Annotated in this window: 15 protein-coding genes, 3 pseudogenes and 2 riboswitches; of the genes and pseudogenes, 2 read left to right on the top strand and 16 right to left on the bottom strand. The window is 47.5% G+C overall.

What is annotated here, in order from left to right:
• Positions 1 to 7: 7 nt before the first annotated feature.
• The 15 genes and pseudogenes from H7C18_RS17845 to H7C18_RS17775 all read right to left on the bottom strand — a co-directional run bounded on the left by H7C18_RS17845 (position 8) and on the right by H7C18_RS17775 (position 15,361).
• On the bottom strand, positions 8 to 1,441 hold the full coding sequence (locus tag H7C18_RS17845) for a hypothetical protein (protein ID WP_238357768.1): 1,434 nt from the start codon (positions 1,439 to 1,441) through the stop codon (positions 8 to 10).
• A 98-nt stretch (positions 1,442 to 1,539) separates the two neighbouring features.
• Positions 1,540 to 4,029, bottom strand: a complete 2,490-nt coding sequence (locus H7C18_RS17840; RefSeq protein WP_185130431.1) for an ATP-binding protein — start codon at positions 4,027 to 4,029, stop codon at positions 1,540 to 1,542.
• Between the two features lie 6 nt (positions 4,030 to 4,035).
• Complete coding sequence (locus tag H7C18_RS17835) at positions 4,036 to 4,764, bottom strand: TcpE family conjugal transfer membrane protein (RefSeq protein WP_185130430.1); 729 nt, start codon at positions 4,762 to 4,764, stop codon at positions 4,036 to 4,038.
• A 4-nt stretch (positions 4,765 to 4,768) separates the two neighbouring features.
• Positions 4,769 to 5,026 carry a hypothetical protein gene (locus H7C18_RS17830; RefSeq protein WP_185130429.1) on the bottom strand — a complete coding sequence of 86 codons (258 nt, stop codon included), beginning with the start codon at positions 5,024 to 5,026 and terminating at the stop codon, positions 4,769 to 4,771.
• Between the two features lie 23 nt (positions 5,027 to 5,049).
• On the bottom strand, positions 5,050 to 5,871 hold the full coding sequence (locus H7C18_RS17825) for a conjugal transfer protein (protein WP_185130428.1): 822 nt from the start codon (positions 5,869 to 5,871) through the stop codon (positions 5,050 to 5,052).
• Positions 5,872 to 5,876: 5 nt separating this feature from the next.
• The gene (locus tag H7C18_RS17820; protein WP_185130427.1) at positions 5,877 to 6,755 is read right to left on the bottom strand and encodes a replication-relaxation family protein; all 879 of its coding nucleotides are present in this window, start codon (positions 6,753 to 6,755) and stop codon (positions 5,877 to 5,879) included.
• Positions 6,756 to 6,935: 180 nt separating this feature from the next.
• Entirely contained in the window at positions 6,936 to 9,233 is a 2,298-nt protein-coding gene (locus tag H7C18_RS17815; RefSeq protein ID WP_185130426.1) for an ATP-binding protein, read from the bottom strand.
• Positions 9,234 to 9,341: 108 nt separating this feature from the next.
• Positions 9,342 to 9,860, bottom strand: a complete 519-nt coding sequence (locus H7C18_RS17810) for a hypothetical protein (protein ID WP_185130425.1) — start codon at positions 9,858 to 9,860, stop codon at positions 9,342 to 9,344.
• A 349-nt stretch (positions 9,861 to 10,209) separates the two neighbouring features.
• Positions 10,210 to 10,848, bottom strand: a complete 639-nt coding sequence (locus tag H7C18_RS17805) for a response regulator (protein ID WP_238357767.1) — start codon at positions 10,846 to 10,848, stop codon at positions 10,210 to 10,212.
• Positions 10,820 to 11,779: a sensor histidine kinase gene (locus H7C18_RS17800; RefSeq protein WP_185130424.1), complete on the bottom strand. Its 960-nt coding sequence runs from the start codon at positions 11,777 to 11,779 to the stop codon at positions 10,820 to 10,822. Before H7C18_RS17800 ends, H7C18_RS17805 begins: the two co-directional genes overlap by 29 nt.
• Before the next feature lie 358 nt (positions 11,780 to 12,137).
• Positions 12,138 to 12,325, bottom strand: a pseudogene (locus H7C18_RS17795) (hypothetical protein).
• A 473-nt stretch (positions 12,326 to 12,798) separates the two neighbouring features.
• Complete coding sequence (locus tag H7C18_RS17790; RefSeq protein WP_185130423.1) at positions 12,799 to 13,215, bottom strand: DinB family protein; 417 nt, start codon at positions 13,213 to 13,215, stop codon at positions 12,799 to 12,801.
• Between the two features lie 146 nt (positions 13,216 to 13,361).
• A pseudogene (locus H7C18_RS17785) lies at positions 13,362 to 14,323 on the bottom strand (IS1595 family transposase).
• Positions 14,251 to 14,426, bottom strand: a pseudogene (locus H7C18_RS17780) (transposase); the annotation flags it as partial. The pseudogenes H7C18_RS17780 and H7C18_RS17785, both read right to left, overlap by 73 nt.
• Entirely contained in the window at positions 14,423 to 15,361 is a 939-nt protein-coding gene (locus H7C18_RS17775) for an AraC family transcriptional regulator (RefSeq protein WP_185130422.1), read from the bottom strand. The gene H7C18_RS17775 and the pseudogene H7C18_RS17780, both read right to left, overlap by 4 nt.
• Positions 15,362 to 15,543: 182 nt before the next feature.
• On the opposite strand from H7C18_RS17775, the gene H7C18_RS17770 reads away from it, so the two are divergent.
• Positions 15,544 to 16,404 carry an SDR family NAD(P)-dependent oxidoreductase gene (locus H7C18_RS17770; protein ID WP_185130421.1) on the top strand — a complete coding sequence of 287 codons (861 nt, stop codon included), beginning with the start codon at positions 15,544 to 15,546 and terminating at the stop codon, positions 16,402 to 16,404.
• Between the two features lie 206 nt (positions 16,405 to 16,610).
• Positions 16,611 to 16,922: a transposase gene (locus H7C18_RS17765; protein WP_273387012.1), complete on the top strand. Its 312-nt coding sequence runs from the start codon at positions 16,611 to 16,613 to the stop codon at positions 16,920 to 16,922.
• 593 nt (positions 16,923 to 17,515) lie between these two features.
• Positions 17,516 to 17,596: riboswitch (cyclic di-GMP riboswitch) on the bottom strand.
• 27 nt (positions 17,597 to 17,623) lie between these two features.
• Here the strand turns inward: H7C18_RS17765 and H7C18_RS17760 are convergent.
• The gene (locus H7C18_RS17760; protein ID WP_185130419.1) at positions 17,624 to 20,323 is read right to left on the bottom strand and encodes an EAL domain-containing protein; all 2,700 of its coding nucleotides are present in this window, start codon (positions 20,321 to 20,323) and stop codon (positions 17,624 to 17,626) included.
• 139 nt (positions 20,324 to 20,462) lie between these two features.
• Positions 20,463 to 20,549: riboswitch (cyclic di-GMP riboswitch) on the bottom strand.
• Positions 20,550 to 21,157: the final 608 nt, after the last annotated feature.

The raw sequence follows: 21,157 nt of genomic DNA, 5'->3' as shown, positions 1-21,157 counted from the left end.
CCTCTTGTTACTTAAATTTGGATCCTATTTTTTTGCCGAAATCTTTCAGCTTCTTGACATTCCCTTTCGTATTCTGCCAGGATTGCTTCGCTTCTTTCACATGGTAGATGACTTCTCGTTTTGACGTTTCGTACATTTCGTGCGGCGTCGGTGCCTGGAAAATGCCAAGCAACTGACTCAGAATCTTTTTGCGGAACAAAAAGGCACAAACGAACAACAGGGCGACAAAAATTTGTTGCAACATCAAAACGCCAGACCCGCGTGCCACTACATCCGCGACCAGCAACGTAAAGCCCACGTAGAATCCGTAAATCACTTTGGTACCAAGCGTCCCGATGAGCCAACCGAACCAGCGGCGGACAAACGAAAAGCCTCGCTCCGGAAACAAACCAAGCAATAAAACGATCGGTGCCAGCATCACGATGGCGAGCGCCATTTCCTGAGATAGCACAAGAATTAACGAGATCGTTCCAACAAAAAGCAATAAGGTCAGCGTGGCCACCAGTGATAAAAGCGCCACAAGGCAACGAATGGCTGCCGATCCGCCCGCAAACAAAACTGGAATATCTGAATGGTCGCCGTGATCGACTTTGTCGTCTCCGAGAACCTTTCGTAAAATGTCACGCTGCTTCGATCCGGACGCGTAGTAACGTATCCAGTGCGACCACGAATCCCCGGCTTGAACGCCCATTGTCAGGTCGTCATCTTTAGCGCGATCTTGTATCGCCTTCGCCTCATCCGCCGTCACACGGACATCCTGGCTGATCTGACGGTTGAATTCACCGATGATCCAAGGTCTGTCCACAAACAGCTTCCACATCCGATTGGACGTAGCCAGTAGCTGCTGATCCGCCGCATTCGCAAGGCCTGTCTCCACTTGTTCGCCGGTGACGCTTTGGTAAGGCGCTGCCAACGCACCCATCGTGACTTGCGTCAGCTTGTCCATCGTTTCGGAAACGGAGCGAATGCTCTCGGAATGCGTATAAAACCAGTAACTGCCTGCAAGTACGACGATCGAACCGATGACCCCGGACATGAGGCGCGTGGTCTGGTTGTTCCAGTAGCCGACCTTGATCATCCATGCCGCCAAGAGTACTAACGCCCACGGTAGAAACCTGTTAAACAAGCTGGTCCTAAGCCCATCGATAATGGGCAATACAAGCGAAAGCTGCTCATTCACCAAGTTCGTATGAAAACCAAGCTGCATCAGAAAGATGCAGAATCGTACAATAAAGGCACTCATGGTGAAGATGATATTGGCAACCCAGTTGAGGAGCAGCGGAAAAGGGTTATTCAGCTTCGGTTTCCATCCGGACCATTCCACCAAGTCATACCCGATGTCCCAGGTGTAATTGTCGGGTGCATACGCGCGATAATCGAGCGCTCGATCACCCGGCTGAATGCCCATCTCGGTCTCGCCCGGCAACAGCTGATCGATCATATCCTTTGGCGCTTCAGCGAACGCTGGTTCCGGTTTCTGAATGGCCAACCACGTCACGATGAATAGAAGGAGTAAGAACGCGTTCCGACATCGTTGCCTCACGTTTCTTCCCTCCTTTCCGTCTGTGCTTGTGGCGTCGTATTGAAAATGGCAAGCAAGTCATCCGGGGTAGGCTCGATATGCACCCGTCCGATCCGTCCAGTGATGTCTTTCATGTAGCAGTCCCCGGCTTTGAGCTCCCGGAACGCCTGAATCATGTCCTCATCATCCGGATCAAGCCCGAGCAGTGTCAGATTGTCGGCGATGGCCCTGGGATCTTCGGTCCGAAAACAAAAAATGGAGCCGAGATTGTTTCTCGTCTCCTCTTCAGCGACATCGCCGGGGTTCTGTGTGGCCAGCAGGGGCACAACCTGAAACGATCGGCCCATGCGGATAATTTCATCAATGAGCAGTGCACCTTCGGGAAATGCGCGTAGCATCCAACTTTCGTCAATGCCGAAAATTTTAAGGACATCGCTCGGGCTATGAAACATGTACTCCCGGCCCAGTGCCGCAACCAAGTACATAATGCCGAGGCCGAACCTTTCGTTGGGCGTGAGCGCCTGCTGCAATCGCTCGCTTCGTTTTTTGGGAAGCGGTAGACCGGCCAATGTGATGATAATGAACCTTGCCCCGCTCACGCTCGCATTTTCCTCGCCGTCGCGTGCAAAAATAAATTTTCCAAACGGACTGCGCGAATACGAAAGGAGCCGGTTTACGCAACGCTGTGCCTCCACGCGAATGGCTTCCATCGGCGAATCGGTTGCGATCCGCTCGAGTTCGGCCATAAAGACGTGTAGGTCCCTTTTCTCTCGCTCGAACGTTTGCTCGACCGCTTCCATGATCGCATCTGCTCGTTCGTCCGTCCGCGTGCCTTCCAGCAGCAGACTCAAAAAATCGAGAACAATACCATGTGCCCGTTCCTCGCTTGTCGACATCCGAAACGGATTGAACTTCGTTTGGGATTCGGCAGAGAAATCGAGGCGAAGCATGTTTTGGCGGACGTCCGGAAGAAGCGCAAAACAAGAGTCCTCATTTTTCGGATCAATGCTAAACACGATGCCACCCTGGTTGTACCCATGGTAATAAAGCGTCTTTTTCAGCACAGACTTGCCTGCGCCTAGCGTCCCGACGATGACGATCGCGCCGGAACGATTGAGCTCCTTGGACATCGGGCGCTTCAAATCGAGCAACACGGGAATCCGATGCAACGTCCTGCCGATGTAGTCACCGTCCGGATCGCCGATTTCCCGGGAACCATGGAGCATGCCGGCCGCCAAAAACTTCGGGTCCATCGGAATCCGATTCAGCTTGTCCATCGCCGAACCGGGCAAAAATAGTTGAAACGCCTTCGCCTGGTCTGCCGATGAGCGAACAATTCGGATTTGCTTGGTCGAATACAGTTGCAAGAGTTGCGCCGCGCGCTCCTCCAACTCCTTTCTCGACGAAGCGGACACATTGAACCAAGTGGACGCCCAGACAAGCGGCATACCCTTTTGCATTTTGTTTTCAAGCACGCGCCCGCGCTTTCCCGCCCATTCCAATGTAATCGGCGTTTCCTCGGACGCCTCCCGATATTCCCGACGTTGATCCCTCAGCACTTTTCGGTTTCTTTGCAGTCCTCCGGCCGCCTCATGCGGCGTCTGCACTTGAAAATGCAAGCTGACTTCGGCGGGGAAAGGCAGATCCTCCAAGGCATACAACCACTCGTCACCGATGACGTCGATTTCCTCCGGCACATCGACCACCGAAAAGAAACTCTGGAAGCTATGGAGTCCCTCTTCTTCCGAATCGTCGTGATGAATGACAAACGTCTTCATCTTCTCCTCACCGACCATATCGGAAGCCAGCAAAACCGGCAATGATTTTTTCGGGCGCAGCAGCACCTTCTCTCCTCTGACCCGCACTTCACACATCGCCTCCGGCGACAAGATGAGCTCAGGCTCACGCGCAAGTCCCCGGAAAAAGCCGCGTCGCAGCAACCACTCGATGTCCTGCGGACCGCAGCGTTCGCCGCCCAAATGGTGATTGACCTGATTGAACTGCAAGCTCTCGGCAGACTGCGCCATGCGAAGTCGCTCCCGCTCCAGTTCCCCGCGCTGGCGGTACCAGAACTGCTCGGCCACATTTCGACTCAGCATCCCGGCCAAATCCTTTAAGGTATCTCCCATTCGATGCCATCCGGATAGATCCACTTCCGGCAGTTGCTTTTGTACCGCGGCGAGCTGGACAACCAGGTACAACGATCGCTGCCAAGGCCGCCGCTCGGCGAAGCGCTGCATAACCGCTTTGACATACCGTTCGAATTCCTTGCCTTGTCCCGTCCGCTGGCGCATCCACGATTGGGCATCCATCATCCGCGTCACCGAAAGCAATTGGCCGAATCCATGATAACTATGCAAAAACTGTTGCATAGCCGAAACGGTGCTTCGTTTTTTCTCTGGCGATTGGTGCGCATACGGCTTTAAGGGTATTCGGTAAACCACCCAAGGCTTAAGCATTGTGTCGAAAAGAAGATTTTGTTCCCAATACAGCACGGGCAATTTCAATCTAACTCACCTTCTTCCCGTGAACCCACTTACCGAATCTAAACGGTCCATAACCTTCCATATCTCCTGTTTCTGACCTCTCTCTTGCCGATCCATTTGTACCGGCTTTGGCAGTGTCCATATTTGCGTCCTTCCGGAACGGGATTCCCATTGAGCCCCCGGTAAAATGGCACGTTTGGATCGTCGGGCCACCGGGACAATCAACAGACGACCGCTAGTTCCATGCCATTGAACCCGGACTTTGTCTGGCAGACCTAGCGATCGCAGGCCCTTTACCTTTCCACCGATTAACCCTTTTCCGCCGAACCACTGCTCTTCCCCATTTGGCGCTGTTAACCGTACATAGGGGCGACAACTGCCAGAAAAGTGAATCTTTCTTCGTGCCCCTGTTTGACGAATCGCTTGCCAACGAACGTACCACTTTGGCCGGACCAGAAAATGAAGGATATCTCGCAAATACCGCGGCACTGTTTTGCCGGCCGGATCCAGTTTGACCGTGTAATAGGCAGCGACAATCGGGCCGATTACTATGGTGATCGTTCGATCGAACGGCAGCACCCAGGCAAGAACGGGAATGATGTAGCAAAATACAAAAAAGATGAAGACATAAACAAGCCACATTATAATGCCGTCCTGCCTGATTGGCATCCAAAGCCGAATGTCACCAATGTGGTAAATTAACGGCCGAACCCTGTATAAAGCCCGGTACGATTCCACCTTCTCTGGCTCGTCCATACTTTCAGCCCCCTGTTGTATCCGTCAATCCGTCAACGGAAATACCAAGTGTCTTCAAAACATAGAGTGCCAAATACTTGGCAATGCCGGGCGCGAATACAAATACACCAAGGATGACGGAAAGCATGATGTGTGACCAAAGCCGGTTCGTTTCCCCGTTGGCATACATTTTGACGCCACGGTAAATGGCGATGGTTAAAAAGATCGCTTGCAGTAACCTTTTGAGCACGAGCAAGCCTGTTTGGACAAAATCCTCATTCATGGCCCTACCTCCAATGTTTTGCGTTAAACGGAAAGAGCCCGAACAAAAAACTTTCCGTTCTCTTCGACAAGGCTCAGCTTCCAGCGCTGTGCGAATTGAAATCCTGTCGCCGTATCTTTCACGGTAAACGAAACACTCGCCGTAAAGGGCCCGACGCCTTCAGCCGCCAGTTGGTCAAGTGAGACAAAATGAAGCCGGCCGGCCAGTGGTATGAGATGCGAGTCGCCTGTGACATAATTCGACAAAATCTCTTCTTTTTCTCCTTCAAGCATCACTTTAAGAAAACTTTCAATAGCCGTCCGCATCCGCTGCTTCATTTCTGCGGAAACCTTTGACCCGTCGCTCTCTGAAGGCGGAACGGTTGGCGGATCTTGCCCGGGACGAATCACTGGCAAACCCGTAACGGCTGCCCCTTTGGAAAGCTGTACCCACACAGGCACTTCGATCACCCACGTGATGCGCTCCGGATTTTCTGCTGTGACACGCACCCTTACGACGTAACGTGACCCGTTGTTTGCTGCAAGTGAAACGAATTCTGCCGCCACCACTTGCTGCCGCATCGTTTTTTTCTCGGTTTTCAAAACGGCCATGGACGATAGCAACTCCGGGTTGACGTATGGTTGAAGCCGTTTGGCCCGTGCTTCCGCAAGTTCCTGCCCGTCCCAATGCATCCATTCGCGGGCAAAACCGACAGCCGTCTCGATCGCCATTTGTTGCTCGGTGAGTCGCTCCACTCGTGCCGGAGCAGGTTCGGATCCGGTGCGAAGCAGCGTACCTACGGCTCCAATACATGAAACAGTGAGCATCGCCCACAGCAAAAGCTTGGGCAGCAAGCGAAGTGTCACCTGCTTCACCTCCTGATCAAAATCGGAGGCCGATCCCGTGGCTGTTTTCCCAGGATTGGCCCGACGTGTTCGGCCAGCAGCGGCAAGAGCGGCATATCCCGCAAGCGGATCCGCTGCCCTCCGTTCCCAAGCCATAAGGCTTGTTCCCCGTACTTCCTCCAATCCCGTTCAGCAATCGCCCAGACATTGGGAAGCCGAGCAAAACGGAACGTTCCTTTTTGAAGCGCCTCCCATATTTCGAGGAGCTTCCATGATCTGCTTTCGAGCTTCGTAACAAAGAGCACTTGTACGGCATCCACATTTGCCCAAATTGTGGGAAGCAGGAGGCCATAGTGAAGCATCTTTTCTTTCAGCCGCCACAGCGTTTCCGTTCCGGTGTCGTATTCCAAATGAAAGGCCAGCCGACCTAAGCCAGGGAACCGGTACATCCCAAAGCCGTCCGGTTTAACCAATGCGCTTTTCTTGCCCATCGTTTTCGATTGCACATACCGCTCTGCAGCTGAACGCGGGTCTAGCCATTCAATCAAGCCTTCGTCCGGATGGGGGAGACTGGCGTGAATCAATTCGGTAAAAAATGCGTTCGTGCCGTAATAATGCTCTATTTGCATCGGTCCCGTCACCCATGATTTGGCGCGAAACACCGTCTCGTCGCCAGCCAGCCCAGCCGCTCCCCTCGCCCCATTGACCGTGAGCGTATACCCCACATGGTTTCGTTTCAGAAACGGAAGGGGGACGGAGCGGATCAGCCCCTCACGCTTGAGCTCGCTCATCAGATTGTAGATCGTCTTCGGACTGTAGTGCAGGATGATCCCCAATTGCTCGGCAGTGAGCAAGGTATGGCGGTACATCGTGACGAGCGCTTCTTGCTTGGCCTCGAAGTACAAGGTGCGGCTCCTCCCCCCTGTTTGGCATGTGAGATATCATCGGGCAGCGGCCAGCCGTCTGCTTGCGCGGTTCACCGCGCCGGACGGCTGGTTCTGGCTTTGGCAATGTTCTCTCGATCATTCCCTCCAAACTTCTCTCCAACTTGCTCTCGAACTTGCCCTCCAACTTGCATCCTGCCGTCACTTGAAGATCGCATCATCGTCGATTGAAACCGGGGTGTCGACCCTGCTGAAACGTCTCATTTCCCGCTCGATCTCTTCGATCGACCGGCCATCGTGCTGATCCGAATACGCCCAAGCTTCACGGATCCATTCCTCATGCCGAGTCGGTACCACCTCGTTTTTAACCGTGAACAGCTCAAGCCGTCCTTCGTGCCCTTTCGTGCGCACAATGGCATGCAGTTCAGCCAGGTTCATGAGGTCGGTGTTCGTAACCTGGGGCTTCAGCCATCGGGACAGTTTGTCCGCATCCGGACCACCCAATTGCAGCAGCATCAGCGTGCCCACGTTGCCAAGAATCGCCTCCAAGATACGGTCGGATAGTTGGGACAGATACTGCGTGGCCAAAAAAAGCGAAAGACCGAACTTGCGGTCTTCCGCCAAAATTTTAGTCAGGATGTCCGTCGCAAACAGATGAATTTCATCTGCAAAGAAGAAGTGCGCCCTAGACTTGTGTTGCGGCCGCTTGCGACAAGTGAAGTGGTAGTCGATAAAAAACAAGCTGGCCAAAATTTTGAGCAAATCCGGCACGCAACCGGAGCTGTCGATGAGGACGATGTGACCGTCATCCATCGCTTTCCGTGTATCGATGCTGCTGTGCAGTTGGCCGAGCATCCTCCGCGAGGTCGGATACGTCGTCAACGCACCCAGCTTGTTCAGAATAGGACCGAGATGATCGCCAATGTTTTTGATCTCGGCAAACTCGTGCATCCAAAAATGGATGAGGTGTTGGTCCAACTCTGGCAGCAGTTTCTGGCGATACGATTCGTTGTGGAAAATATCCACAATACCCAGAACTGTTTGCGGCGGCACGGACAGGAGGCTGAGTACTGCATTCCGCAAGTAATGCTCCGCCCTTGGTCGTGACCCCGGAAACAGTTGCTGAAGTGTGGTGACAAACTCCCCGGTTAGGCTTTCTCGCACTTCGGCATGCGCGGACTGAAACAGATTAAAGCCACGCGGCCGCTCGGTCGCGCCGAGCGGGATGATATGCAGCTTCGGGTACAAACTTTTCGGAATGTAACTAAGCAGCGTTTCGATTGCCCCGCCGTGCGGGTCAAGAAAGGTAAAGCCGGGAGCTTTGTCCGGAGCTCGTACCAAATCGTCGACCATTCGCGTCATGATGGAAAGCAGCGTCGAGGTTTTCCCTGAACCGGTCGTCCCGGCAAGAAAAGCATGCTTAAGCATTTGGTTCTCCGGCATGCGGATTTCCTGGTCGATCCCGGGCGCGTTGCTTTTCCCGATAAATAGACCTTGGGTTAATCCGACTGGCGGAGGTACGATTTTGGCATGCATCTTTTCCATATGTGCAGCTGCCGGATCGCCGAACCCGGGAATTCGTAGCCAGAATCCAAGTTCTTCTGACGAAAACAGCAACCGCTTGGAGGGGGTACCGGGCCCAAGCACAGCATTTTTGCTTCGCACAGGACGCAATACAATGCCATTGCCGTTTCGCATGGCCTGTAGCATGTCATTCATCGTGTGCAGCCTTGCCTTTGCTGCAGGCGAACATATGTTCACGCGAAAGCCCGTCCATAATCCGATTTCATCTTCGTCCTGTTTGCTTTGCAAGGAACGAAGGATGTTTTGCTGATGAAAAGTCATCTCCCGTGGTCTCCGTCTCTCCCGTTGGTTCGTTTGCATTTCTCGCCAGATGGCCTGCAGCGATACCGGTTCAATGGAAGGAGAACGAAGCCAGTTATCAGCTTTGCGAACGCGTCGCTGCAAAAGCCGTTTGCCTGCCGGCGCAAATGAAAGCTCCAGCCAGACCTCTTCACCGGCTTTCAATTCGCCTCCACCCATGGCTGCGATTACCTCTCCAACGGGGTCTTTCCCTTCAGGACGAATAGCCGCAACGGATAGTGCGCCCTTATAAGCCGGATAGCCTTCGGCGATCAGAGTGTTTTTGCCGTTACCCGTCTCAAAGACAGGCGCCTCGATCGGAAGCAAATAAATCCCGGACACCTGTGTTTGAAACCCGGTTCGAAATCCCATCCAGCGAATGTCGGGGACAGAAAAGTACAATCGTACGCGTCCGGCGGGTCCAACACACCGGATCAGGAAACGAAAGATTAACTGTCCAAACCGAAAACGCTCGATTGGGGAATGACCGAGCTGACTGATATGTTTGGCAAAACGCGTCGCCTTGGCGGAATCCATGGGTTCGGCGTCCAAGGAGGGCATCAGTTCAAACCACAACGTTTGCCTGTGCTTGCCTTGTCCCGGCTCACACCAGCGCGGAAACAAATAGGAGCGCACGGCAATCCTCCTCATTCAGAAGATTAGATTTCCCCTCCCTTCCCAATAAAAGAGACAGGCCATTTCCATACGGAAGGCCTGCCTACATGTTTTGACACTATCAGGTTACTATTTTTCTTTGCCACTGTCCTCTCCCTTTGCGTGCCAATCTTCTGCCACTTTTTCGCCGCTCGTTTGAAATAAGATTTCGTTACCTAATCCAAGTATGGAGTCTGCTCCACCAACGATTCGGTAAATATGATCGAGCGTACGCCTTCGTAATCGATAATAGCTTCGGGAAGGAATATTGAGCTTTTCCAAAATGAGTGGCGTCGGCAATTTTAATACATATCTTTGCTCAATAAATATTTGTTCCTCAGATGTCAGGGAGTGGATCGCCATTTCCAGCACTTGAATTTTTAATTGCAGAAACGGGATCTCCACTTCCCTAAACTGAATACGCTTGATGACCTCATGTAAGATCGCTTCATTTTTTTGTCCTTGTCCATGTATCGCAACGAGATCGAACTTTTGTGTCAGCCCTGGCAAATGAGTTAACTGGGCCTGCAGTGTTTCGAGCCGGGATTTCCACTCCGGTAATTCCTGTAGCCAAGATTCCACCAGTGAGTAGGGAGTGACGGTATTCATTTCCCCCACCCCCGTTGTCTTATTCGATGATTTACCCTGATGAACCAATCATGGCGCATTAATTGTTCGTAGTATGCCCGGGGCAGTTTTCCAACTTTAAGATTGTTTTTATTAAAATTGACTCTCTCATCTTGATGAATTGTCTCTTTCACAAGACTCATATCTATGCTCCCTTCACTTAATCACGAATGAGCGCTCACAAGTTCAGTGTACATGGCCTCTTTGCACTTCATAAGATGAATCTTTCGCTAGAACTGTTTTGCATATAAGTTCTACTATCATTAGAACTTTTGTCAAAATAAAAAGGCCCAATTCTCCAATGAAGGAAAATCAGACCTCAATTTGGGAACTAATCTAGCATACCTAATCGTTTCGCTTTCCGGGCTGCATCGCGACTTGAACGAACCCCAAGCTTTTTCAGTATGCTATTCACATGCTTTTTGACAGTACTTTCAGCGGTGTGCAATTCCGTTTGAATCATCACTTGCTTCTTTCCTAGATGAATCCGTTTCAAGATTTCCTTTTCGGAAGGAGTTAAGAGCTTTCCTTGTTGATCTCTCCAAAGTCTTCGAAACTCCCTCCTGATGACACCGGCCGAATCGGGATGTATGTATTCCATGTTATGATAGGCGGCACGAATGGCACAGGGAATGTCTTCATAATGGGTTTTCGTTACGTAGTTGATGGCTCCTGCAGCAAAGGTATGTTTGATCGCCTCTTCCTCGTCAACGCCTGTCAACATGATCACTTTTACTTCTCTGATTTCTTGTATATCTAACGCTGCCTCTATTCCGTCATAACCCTCCCCTGTTAAAACCAAATCCATAAGTACAATATTAGCATCGCTTAGTCTTGCCAGATGAATGGCATCTTCACGGTTAGCAGCCGATCCGACCATAATCAGGTCTTCTTCCCGACTTAGGTAATTCGTTAGGTGTTCCCTCCAAATAGGATCATCCTCAACCAGCATAACTTTGATGGTTTCCAAAAGCCTTCCCCCCGAAATTTGGAAGAAACCAGGTATGAATTTTTCTCTTGGGCAGGCGGATGGTAACTGTAGTACCCACATGAAGTTCACTCTGAACTTCAATCGAACCCCCGTGTTTTTGAACGACGGAATAACAGTAGGTTAGACCAATACCAAAATTTAGCTTTTTATTCTTCGTCGAATAAAATGGATCGAAAATGGACTCCATATTATCTTCTGGAATTCCCCCACCGTCATCCATGAAAGTAATCAGAAATTGATTCCGAGTCTCATTCAAGGAAACGGAAAGCATTCCGCCGAAATTCATCGCTTCCATTGCATTCATAATAATGTTCTGAAACGTTTCTTGCATATGCGTCGAATCGCACCAAATCGGGGCATTTTGTAAGAAGCTCCCTCTTTTTACCCGAATATTCTTATTGTCCAGGACTCTTTTGGAGGATTGAAGCGCAAGGTTTAAAATTTTTGAAAGATCATGTACCCCTTCTTTTAAAACAATTTCATTTGAATGACTTTGAACTCTCGCTACCATTTCAAGCACATGATCGGTTGAATTTATAACGATTGCCGCTTCTCTTTCTATCCCTTTTTCTTTTGATTTCGATGCGAGCGTCTGGATTTCATGTGCAACTATCCTGATCTTTCCAATTTCATTTTTGATCGTATGACTTAATACGCGAGTTCCATAAGGTGGGGAAGACGTTGTATCTTTCTCTTTTATTTGATTGAATTTCGTCTGAACAATAATCGTGGCTATATAGAGGATCCACCAATCAAAATACTTTTGAGGATTATGATAATCATTAAAGAGTGCCGGGGCAATGAATAAAGAAAAGTGAATGGGTGTCAGGTAATTACGCCAACGCGAATTAATACGAGGATAAAGTACAATTGCCAAGAATATCCACAGAAAAATGATCACGAATGTCATCTTAAACCAACTCCTTTAATCGATTGGACGAGTGATTAAAGAGCGGTCGTGACAGAGTTGCTACCTTATTTTCTTAATGTGCATCCTCCCTCTGCCACAACTTCATCCATTTTCTTTTCTGGTTTGCAATGATATTCGGCAAATGGATTTGCTCCCGGATCAGTAAGGAATCATTGGACATTAACAAAATAACTCGGGCTCCTTTACCATCAAAATAAAAAAACAATTACCACAAAAAAAATTTCCAAAATCGAACATAAAACACCCCCGTTCGCACATGCTTACGTGACTTAAGGATTAAAAATCATGATACTATTTTACCAATTATTTTTTTAATTAACACGGTAAATTGGTCCTATTACATAAGTATTGAAATATTGATAAAAATCGACAAAAAATCATTCGACTGTTCCACGTCCTTTTGCATCAAATCCTTCAATTCTTGGTCACGAGACCTTGCATCAGCTTCGACTTGGCCAGGCAGAGTGTCTTGAAGTTAATCGCCTCGTGAATTTCCAACGCTTCGTGTGGAGCCAATGTGGTCATTTGCTGTTCACCTCCTTTGTTTGTGAGATACAGATATTTTACTCAAACATGCAAAGGCACTCAGTAATTAATTATTAATTTTGTTATAATATGGAGTGTAAGTAAGCATTTTTTGCCGTAGGTGGAATCGGTTGGGGAAGTTTTTAATAACAATACAAGTTTATGAGTTTTGAACTGGTGATTGGCGACAGTTACATCATTCATTACAATGACGACAATATCAGCTTCAACGGATTTGAGTCCCTACTCGAGGAAAATTATTGGCGTAAGGATGATGATGAGACCTTTTCTATATTTGGGTTCCCAAACATCAGGATTACCTGGTCTCAAGTAAAGAAATAGGCTATGTTAAATCTTAATGTTGATTTTCAAACTAAAGAAAATCGCCCCCCCATAAGGACGGCGATTAATTCAGCTAACGTTCCCCGTTACTTGAAACAAACCTTTCGGGGAGTTCTTCGACTTCAGACAGATTATAGTAACTTAACCATGGTGTTGATGATTCCGGCGTGGAGCCATTCATGGTACAAATGAGGTTCAAGCTTATAGGCAGAATCAGATTTTTCGGACCCAATCGCATCTCGGACTTGATTGCATTGGGAAAGAAGCAACTCCGTTAATTCTTTCCAGGTTGGAGGTTCGCCCGTCCACTCATTCGGAGATGTGCCATTTGCAAAAAAATATTGAAAACTCGTAGGGAGTTGGCGTTCACCAGTAGTTTTAAGCAAGAGATTATCCGTTTCAGCAATGACATGTCCCATTTGCCAATGTAGATGGTTTCGAAATCCTTTGGGAATGTAAGTCTGCATTTCAGCAGAAATTCCATCTATCTGTGCCAGTTGGTATCGCCTGACTTGGGAAAATGCTTTAATCAAATGTAGCGGTTCCACCTTCTATTCTCCTCCTCATCGTCTCAGATTGGTTGCAAAGTTATACAAAACAGCAGAAGATCCAATTACTTATAGATTGCCGATCTTGTTCAGCACTCAGCCTGATCAACAATAAGCCATCCATCGAATTCTGGCGTTCGTGTCCTTCATAGAAAACAGGTATGAAGCCACCAGCATGTTCTTCTTATTCGACGTTATATTCTCAAAGTCCTTGCTATCGAGATAGCGGATCCACGCCAAATAATGCTCCAAATACTTTGTTGCAACCCCATTGAAGCGGTTTATCCATCTTTTAGACGGCTATGGTAGCTATTTACGTTCTGGATATGGTAAACGCCTTTGACACGTTGTTTTCCATCGGACTTGAAACTATAATGAACCAACCCCTTTTGATTGGCATAGGAACTGAACGCTCGCCAGGAATCCGTGCAAAGTACGTTGGAGCTGGACAGATTAGTACCCATTGATTCATCTAGTTTCGTTGTGCGGATGCGCCCACGCCTAAGAACACCAGAGAAGGTCATCTTCTGACGGTCACGGGCGACCATTACACAAACCTGGTCATTGCTGATGCCACGTTGTTTAGCTTTACCACCGCGCTTACTCGGCTCCCGTTCGGAGATGCTACGTCTGCCTTTTTCAGAGTATAGAAAGTAGGTCTCGTCCATTTCGACGATTCCTTGGAATACTTCGGTTGGAATTTGCTTCAACGCAGCGAGAATCTGAATCTTATGACGCCAGTAAAACAAAGTCACATACGATACTTCCTCGTACATTAGGTCGGCGCATTTGCGGAGTAAAAGCCCTTTATCATGAGTTCAATAAACTGAACCCACAGGTGAGATCGCCGTGTCCTCTGGAGAGGCGTATTCGTGAGGTCATTGAAGGTTAGAAGGCATGATTTGCAACGGTAACGCTGTCGGTTTACCGCCTTTGTACGAGCTTTAACTATGTACGTTCCGAAACGAACGACGTCATGGCTTTTGCAATGTGGGCATACGAGCCCTCTTTATTTTTGCTCTTGAATCTCACCAATCACACGTAAAGGACCGTTTGTACTCGTGGTTCGCGACTGCAAAAAAAGAAATAACGTCGAGCCACACTCCATTCGCCCTGCTGCTCCTCAGGATTGCTCCGATGAGACGGATGGCTGACTCACGATTTGGGAAGATGCCCACAACATCAGAACGAAGGAGAATTTCTCGATTCAAGGGCGAGTTGACTGCTTTACATTTACGTTTGGTTTTGTTCGAATAGCTTGAATATCTTTTAGGGGCGGCAGACCGAAAAGTCGTTTGTATTCACGATTAAATTGTGTCAAGCTTTCATAGCCGACCTGAAAGGCAGCTCTGGTCACATCAGCTCCGCCGCTTAAAAGGATTCTTCGTGCTTCTTGAAGCCTCAGTTGCTTTTGATATTGTATGGGGGTCAATGTGGTTATTGCCTTGAATTTGTGATGTAAAGTCGAAACACTCATGTTGCCGACACGGGCAATCTGATCCACCGTAAGCGAACGCTCGAAATTAGCTTTAACATAGTGGATTGCTTTACTGACACCTGAAGCTTCATGATGTAAGAGCATATTATTATAGAACATTTCTCCATCTTCTCCAGTTAGAAGGCGGTAGATGATCTCTCGTTTCATTGCTGGAGTTAGAAAGGCAGCCGCTTGAGAATCAGAGGAGAGATTAAGGAGCCTTTCAAGCACCATGAGTACCTCACGCCCTATATTCCCAACGAATGCACCCTCTCTTAAATGATTCACTTCTGCGGGTATAATATTAGCTTCTAATACCACTGATGCAATCTCTTCTGAAGTAAAAGCAATCCTAATTGCCGTATAAGGTGTTTCAGGCGAAGCTTTTGAAACCTGCCCCTTAATCGGCATGTCAATGCTTGAAGCAATATAGTTTCCTGCCCCGTATTCAATCGATTTTTTGCCTATAACCACTTTTTTATTGCCTTGGATTACGATACATATGGAAGGATTAAGAAATCCATATTCGACGACAGTAGGCTTAACCTCTCTTAGCAATGAAAGAAAGGGAATGTTAGTCTCGAAGGTTCCATGGGTAATTGAAAACTGTGAAATTAAGTGTAGAAGACGATTCAGCACAGAGTTGGGTGCTTTTGAATGGAAGATCATCGTAGTTTCCCTCTCTTCGATATCCCTCTTCATTTTTTTGTATGCAAATCGTAGTTTTAGGCAATAAATGAGCACAATCCAACTATCATCCCAATTATAAATCAAATTAAAATGAAGTAAACAAAGACCATCTTTATAAGGTTTGTATATGGAAAAATTTCATTAGTCAAGGAGATGATTAAATGTCAAAAGTATGGTTAGTCACTGGTTGCACCAACGGCTTAGGGCGGAACATCACGGAGGCTGTGCTCGCTAAAGGTGATCGTATTGTTGCAACAGCCCGGAAGCCTGAGCAACTGGCTGATCTAGTTGAACGATATGGCGATCAAATTCGTGTTGCATCTCTGGATGTGACTGACGAAAATGCGGCAAAGTCAGCCGTTCATGCAGCACTAGGCTCATTCGGACGACTTGATGTTCTTGTAAACAACGCTGGATACGGAGATGTTCGATCATTTGAAGAAACAAGCGCCGAGGATTTCAAGAAATTGGTGGATACCTGCTTTTACGGAGTGATTCATCTCACCCGGGCAGCGCTGCCAATGATGCGGAAGCAACGCAGCGGTCATATCATTCAAATTTCTTCGGTCGGCGGTCGTTTTGCTGTCGCAGGCGGTACCGCTTATCACGCTGCAAAGTGGGCAGTCGGTGGCTTCACCGAAGCGTTGGCGCAAGAAACTGCGCCGTTTGGAGTCAAAGTTTGTGCTGTAGAGCCAGGATCCATGCGAACCAATTGGGGAAAACGGGCGACAGAAAATCGGCCGAAATTCTTACCAGACTATGAGCCATCGGTAGGAGAAAAACTTCGTTTGCTTGAGAGTCATTGGGGCCAAGAGAATAGCGACCCTGAAAAGGTGGCGCAGGTCATTCTGCAACTTGCCTATACCGACGACCTGCCGACGCATCTACTGCTCGGCAAAGATGCGGTGTATATAAACAATCAAGCCGAAAAGAAGCGTGCAGCTGACGCTGAACGCTGGTACGAGACAAGTGTATCGACAGATGTTGGCCCTTCCTCATCAGTTATGGGGATAGAAATCTGATCGCTATTATGAATTAATATAGGTTAAGTAGTTATGTGAAAAAAAGTGGTGTAAATTCAGTTTTACTAAAGTGGCATCTTAACTATTTATGTAGTAACGATGACGCCAAGAGTCTGTATAATAGATTGTGTAAACTCCCAAAACCAATACAATGGAATGAGATGAAAGGTTGGGGAGCACACATGGGATTATAGACCAACGAGCAGCTGCGCGCGTTTATCAAGGAGAAACAATTGGTGACGGCGCAGGATACCCAGAACGCGCTGAAGGATCTGTTTGCCGAGACGCTGCAGGAGATGCTGGAAGCAGAAATGGATACGTATTTGGGCTACGAGAAGCATGGCGCGAAAAACAAGCAGACAACGAATAGTCGCAACGGCAAAAGCCGGAAAACGCACCAGCGAACGGCGAGCAGGAGATCGCCGTTCCTCCAGGACCGCGAAGGCGCCTTCGAGCCGCTGGTTGTGAAGAAGCATCAATCGAACGTCACGGCATTGAAGATTTTCAGGATATTCTGATCACCCTCCAGCTTTCCGTCTTTTTCCCGGACCGGGTCGGGTAGCATCTTCGCTAGGTGCCCGACCCCTCGGGGGAGGTTCCTATAAAAAGCGTATACACAAAATTGGGACTGACCCCTTTTTTACAATCGCAAACGGATTCACAGTTCGCTGGGCTACCTGTCACCGGCTCGGTTTCGCGAACAATTTCACACGAGTACGGCATCCTAACTCATTCTTAAAACAGTGTCCACTTTCTTGACAGAGGTCCAACGTTCAACTGCTTCATGTCATGCAAGAGCATCATGGCAAAGCCGTTCCCTTCTTTGTTCCACAAAAAGTGCTCGGTTCCAACTAGACTCCTGAAATGCTCCTTGACGAATTGTCTCAGCAGCTGTTTGTTAAAAGTCCATTTGTAATTATTGTGTTATCCACAAATTAAACTCTTGTTGTAGTGTGTCGAACTTTTTTGTTTTTTAAGAGGTTACATCGTTGAGTGGACGTGGTATTTCAGAAATTCCGGCAACAACAGTTTTGAAGTTCATTTGGAGTGCCGCCCCATTTGGATGTTTATTTTGGGCGAATGGTTAGGAGGCTAATACAAGATATGTCATCTCGGCAACCCGTCGATCATAGACAACTTTCCTCGTGGCCTTTGCGTCCCTGACTTTCGTCCAGGTTTGCCGTTCGTCTATTCCGTGGTCATGCAAGATATCGGATAATCAGTGTTCAACTACTATAGTGTCCATGATGGGTAAAATCACATCAACAATGGTTCCTTCGTTGACCGTGCTTTCGATGTGAATACTCCCCCCGTGTTCGTGGACAATCTTATTGCTGACCATCAAACCTAATCCTGTCCCCTTTTCTTTGAAACTATAAAAGGGTTCTCCAATGGATTTAATTCGTTCCGATGAAATGCCACATCCTTGATCAATAAATCGATATCTGATAAACACTGAATCGTGGCACAGAATCTGTGTTTTGATGATTCCACCGTTTGGCATAGCGTCAACCGCATTCTGGAGAATGTTAATAAACACTTGCTTGATTTGATTCTCATCGCAGTAGATACGTGGTGTTTCCGAGTCGTGTTCTTCCATAATTTCAATGTTGTTTAATATGGATTGTGTACTGAATAACAACACCGCCTGTTGTAAAACAACCGCCGCATCAACTTCCTGCATTTTCGGAGCTTGGGGTTTGGCAAGTGTTAAAAATTCCCACACTATAGCTTCCAATCTCCGAACCTCAGATAGAATCAATTCAATATACCCTGGTTTTTCGTTACCTTGTTGTAACATCTGGGCGAATCCCTTGATCGAGGTTAGAGGATTTCTAAACTCATGTGCAACCCCTGCCGCCATTTGACCTACTACCGAAAGCTTTTCAGTTCGTAGAAGGAGTTCTTCTGCTTTCTTTCTTTCCGAAATATCACGAGACCCGTACACGCATTGCACTACTTTGCAACCTTCATCAAATATAGGAGTGCCTCTGGTTTCGATATATACCCAACTGCCATCTGCTTTTTTACACCTCCACTCAAAATCGAACGTTGATTCTAATGTAACCATGTCATCGAATTGCTTCTTAACGTACGCAAGATCGTCAGGATGAACGAAATTAAAAGCAGAATTCCCTTCATATTCGCTGGACGGAAACCCCAAGACCAATTCATGGGACGGCGAGGCGTATAAAATTATACCTTCCATATCCACGACACCGACTAAATCCTGCGTATTTTCGGCAATAAAACGATACTTTTCTTCTCTCTCAGCGAGACGTTCAGAGATATCACGATACCGTTGTTCGCTCTCACGGAGTTTCCGTTCCTGTACCTTGCGTTCTGTAATTTCCCGACCAGTTACCAAAATGCTATCAATCTTACCATCGGACGTTAAAATGGGAGTCCATATGCATTCGAGCCAAATGCAGGTCCCGTCCACTTTAACGAATCGCCACTCAATGCGTACCGAAGTCTTGGTGGATATTATTTCATCCCAACGTTCTCTGATGAGTGCAAGATCATCGGGGTGTACCATAGAGAAAACGTAGTTTCCATCAAATTGGGAAGCTTCCCCCTCGAACACCCGAATGTGAGATGGCGAAGCGTACTGTAGTACGCCATTTGTATCCAAGATGGCAATAAGGTCTTGTGAATTCTCCGCAATCAATCGGTATTTTGACTCTTGCTCCACGAGGTATTGTGAGAGAAGGGACGCTTCCCTTTCTTTTTTGATACGATCACTTATATCAACAGCCGAGCCGATTACCTCTACCACTTGTCCCCCTCTATGGATAGGGCGTAAGGAAGCCAAATACCAAATTCCGTTGTATTGACCTTCGTAAGTGACGTTTTCCTCGCCACCCCAAGCTCTTTCGTAATATTGAGACTTCCGTTTAGCATCATTGAGCGGGAGGAATTCATGAGGCTCCTTTCCTACGACTTGTTCGGGTGTTAGACCCATGCGATATAACAATTCACCATCACACAAAGTATGAATAAATTTTTCATCATGCCGTGTCAACTTAAAAGTCATACCTTGCTGGTTTCTCAACGTAATGGCTAATTCCTGCATTGTTTTGTGTAAAGCTTCTTGTAGCCATTTTTCTCTGCATAATGCTGAAGGTATTCCATCTCTGCTAATAATCTTCTCTATTTGATGGAATGCCACCAGAAATTCCGATGGCGGCAAAGGTTTGCTAAGCAAATAACCTTGCCCTAAATCGCAGAGGTTTTGTTGGAGAAATATCAATTGCTCTTTCGATTCGATCCCTTCAGCAACGACCTCAACATTTAATTCATGCCCCATTGCAATAATTGCCTTGACAATCGTTGCATCCTTCATGTCAACCAAGCAGTTATTCACAAAACATTGATCAATTTTTATAATGTCAATCGGCAATTCTTTGAAATTAAACAGGGAACTATACCCTATCCCGAAGTCGTCCAAACTGATTTTTATACCTATATTTTTTAAGCGTCTTAGAATTGGAACAATTCGGGAAATATCCATCGTCATGTATTCCGTAATTTCAAGCTCCAGATACGATGGAACAAGCCCTGTCTCATGCAAAATGCTTACTACACTTTCCACAAAATCAGGTTGATAAAGTTGACGTACAGAGAGGTTGACTGCCATGATAAGTGTTGGGACACCTGCATCCTGCCATGCCTTGCTCTGAGTACAAGCGGTTCGCAACACCCATTCCCCGATGGGGGAAATCAGATTAGTCTCTTCTGTGAGGGGAATAAACTGTGTTGGAGATAGCAGTCCTTGTTCTGGATGCTCCCATCGGATCAATGCTTCAACGCCTGTGATTTTCCCCGAAGCCAAATCCAATTTTGGCTGGTAGTACAGTTGGAACTCTTGACGTTCCAGTGCTCCTCTTAAATCTTTCTCTAATTGTTGCATCCCCATTGTTACCTCCCCCTACTCGTAGATGATGAGATGACAAAGTACCTGTGGTATCGTGGGTGAATTTATCGAATCGGGGACTATCGCCGTTCTCACCACTCTAATCCCCCAACAGACTCGAGACAACGCAAAAAGCTCAACACACGGCAACCTGGCAACCATAACGCACATGCGTCTTAGGCCCGTGGCTTTGCGTCCCCATCTTTCAATGGGTTTGCCATTTCAATTGTTAAGCTTTACCACATTATGCCATGGTTCGACAATCTTCTGCAATATTTTCTTTGTGCATGAATATTGACCTTGCGAGGATTCCAAGTTGATTAGGGTTTCGATAGCTTTCGGACAAATGAAGCGCTTTGTGCACGGGATCACCGTACTAATCTTCGCGACAACATTAGCACATAGGTTAACTACGATTATAGATTTGATAGCATAGTTTCATAGCTGGGGAGACATCGGTTACATTCCTTGCAAATAAGGTATATATGGGGGAAATTTGCCGTTCATTCAGTCTATCCATAATTTTATAGTCTTCCTTTTTGTTGATTACCGACAATTTAAATAATTCGTCAACTGCAGAAAAAGTCCTTTACGTTGTTATATCAATTTTTTACGGGGGATTAGCCGTGAAGTTAACAACGTATGTACGGCCGCCTTGCTTGAAGCCATCCTGCGGAAAGACAAATTGATAGATGCTGTTCACTTAAACCGTGTACTGAGAGAATTTAAGGAACAGTGAAGTAATAATAGGAACTATGAAATGCAGTTCCACAAGAGAACGCGTCGCTGGAGCGTGTACGGCCCTAATGAAGAAGCCTCGTACGGGGCTAAGGCTTT

This window comes from Cohnella zeiphila, from assembly GCF_014212055.1.
Classification (GTDB): Bacteria; Bacillota; Bacilli; order Paenibacillales; family Paenibacillaceae; genus Cohnella; species Cohnella zeiphila.
This window is presented reverse-complemented; position numbering and strand designations above follow the sequence as displayed.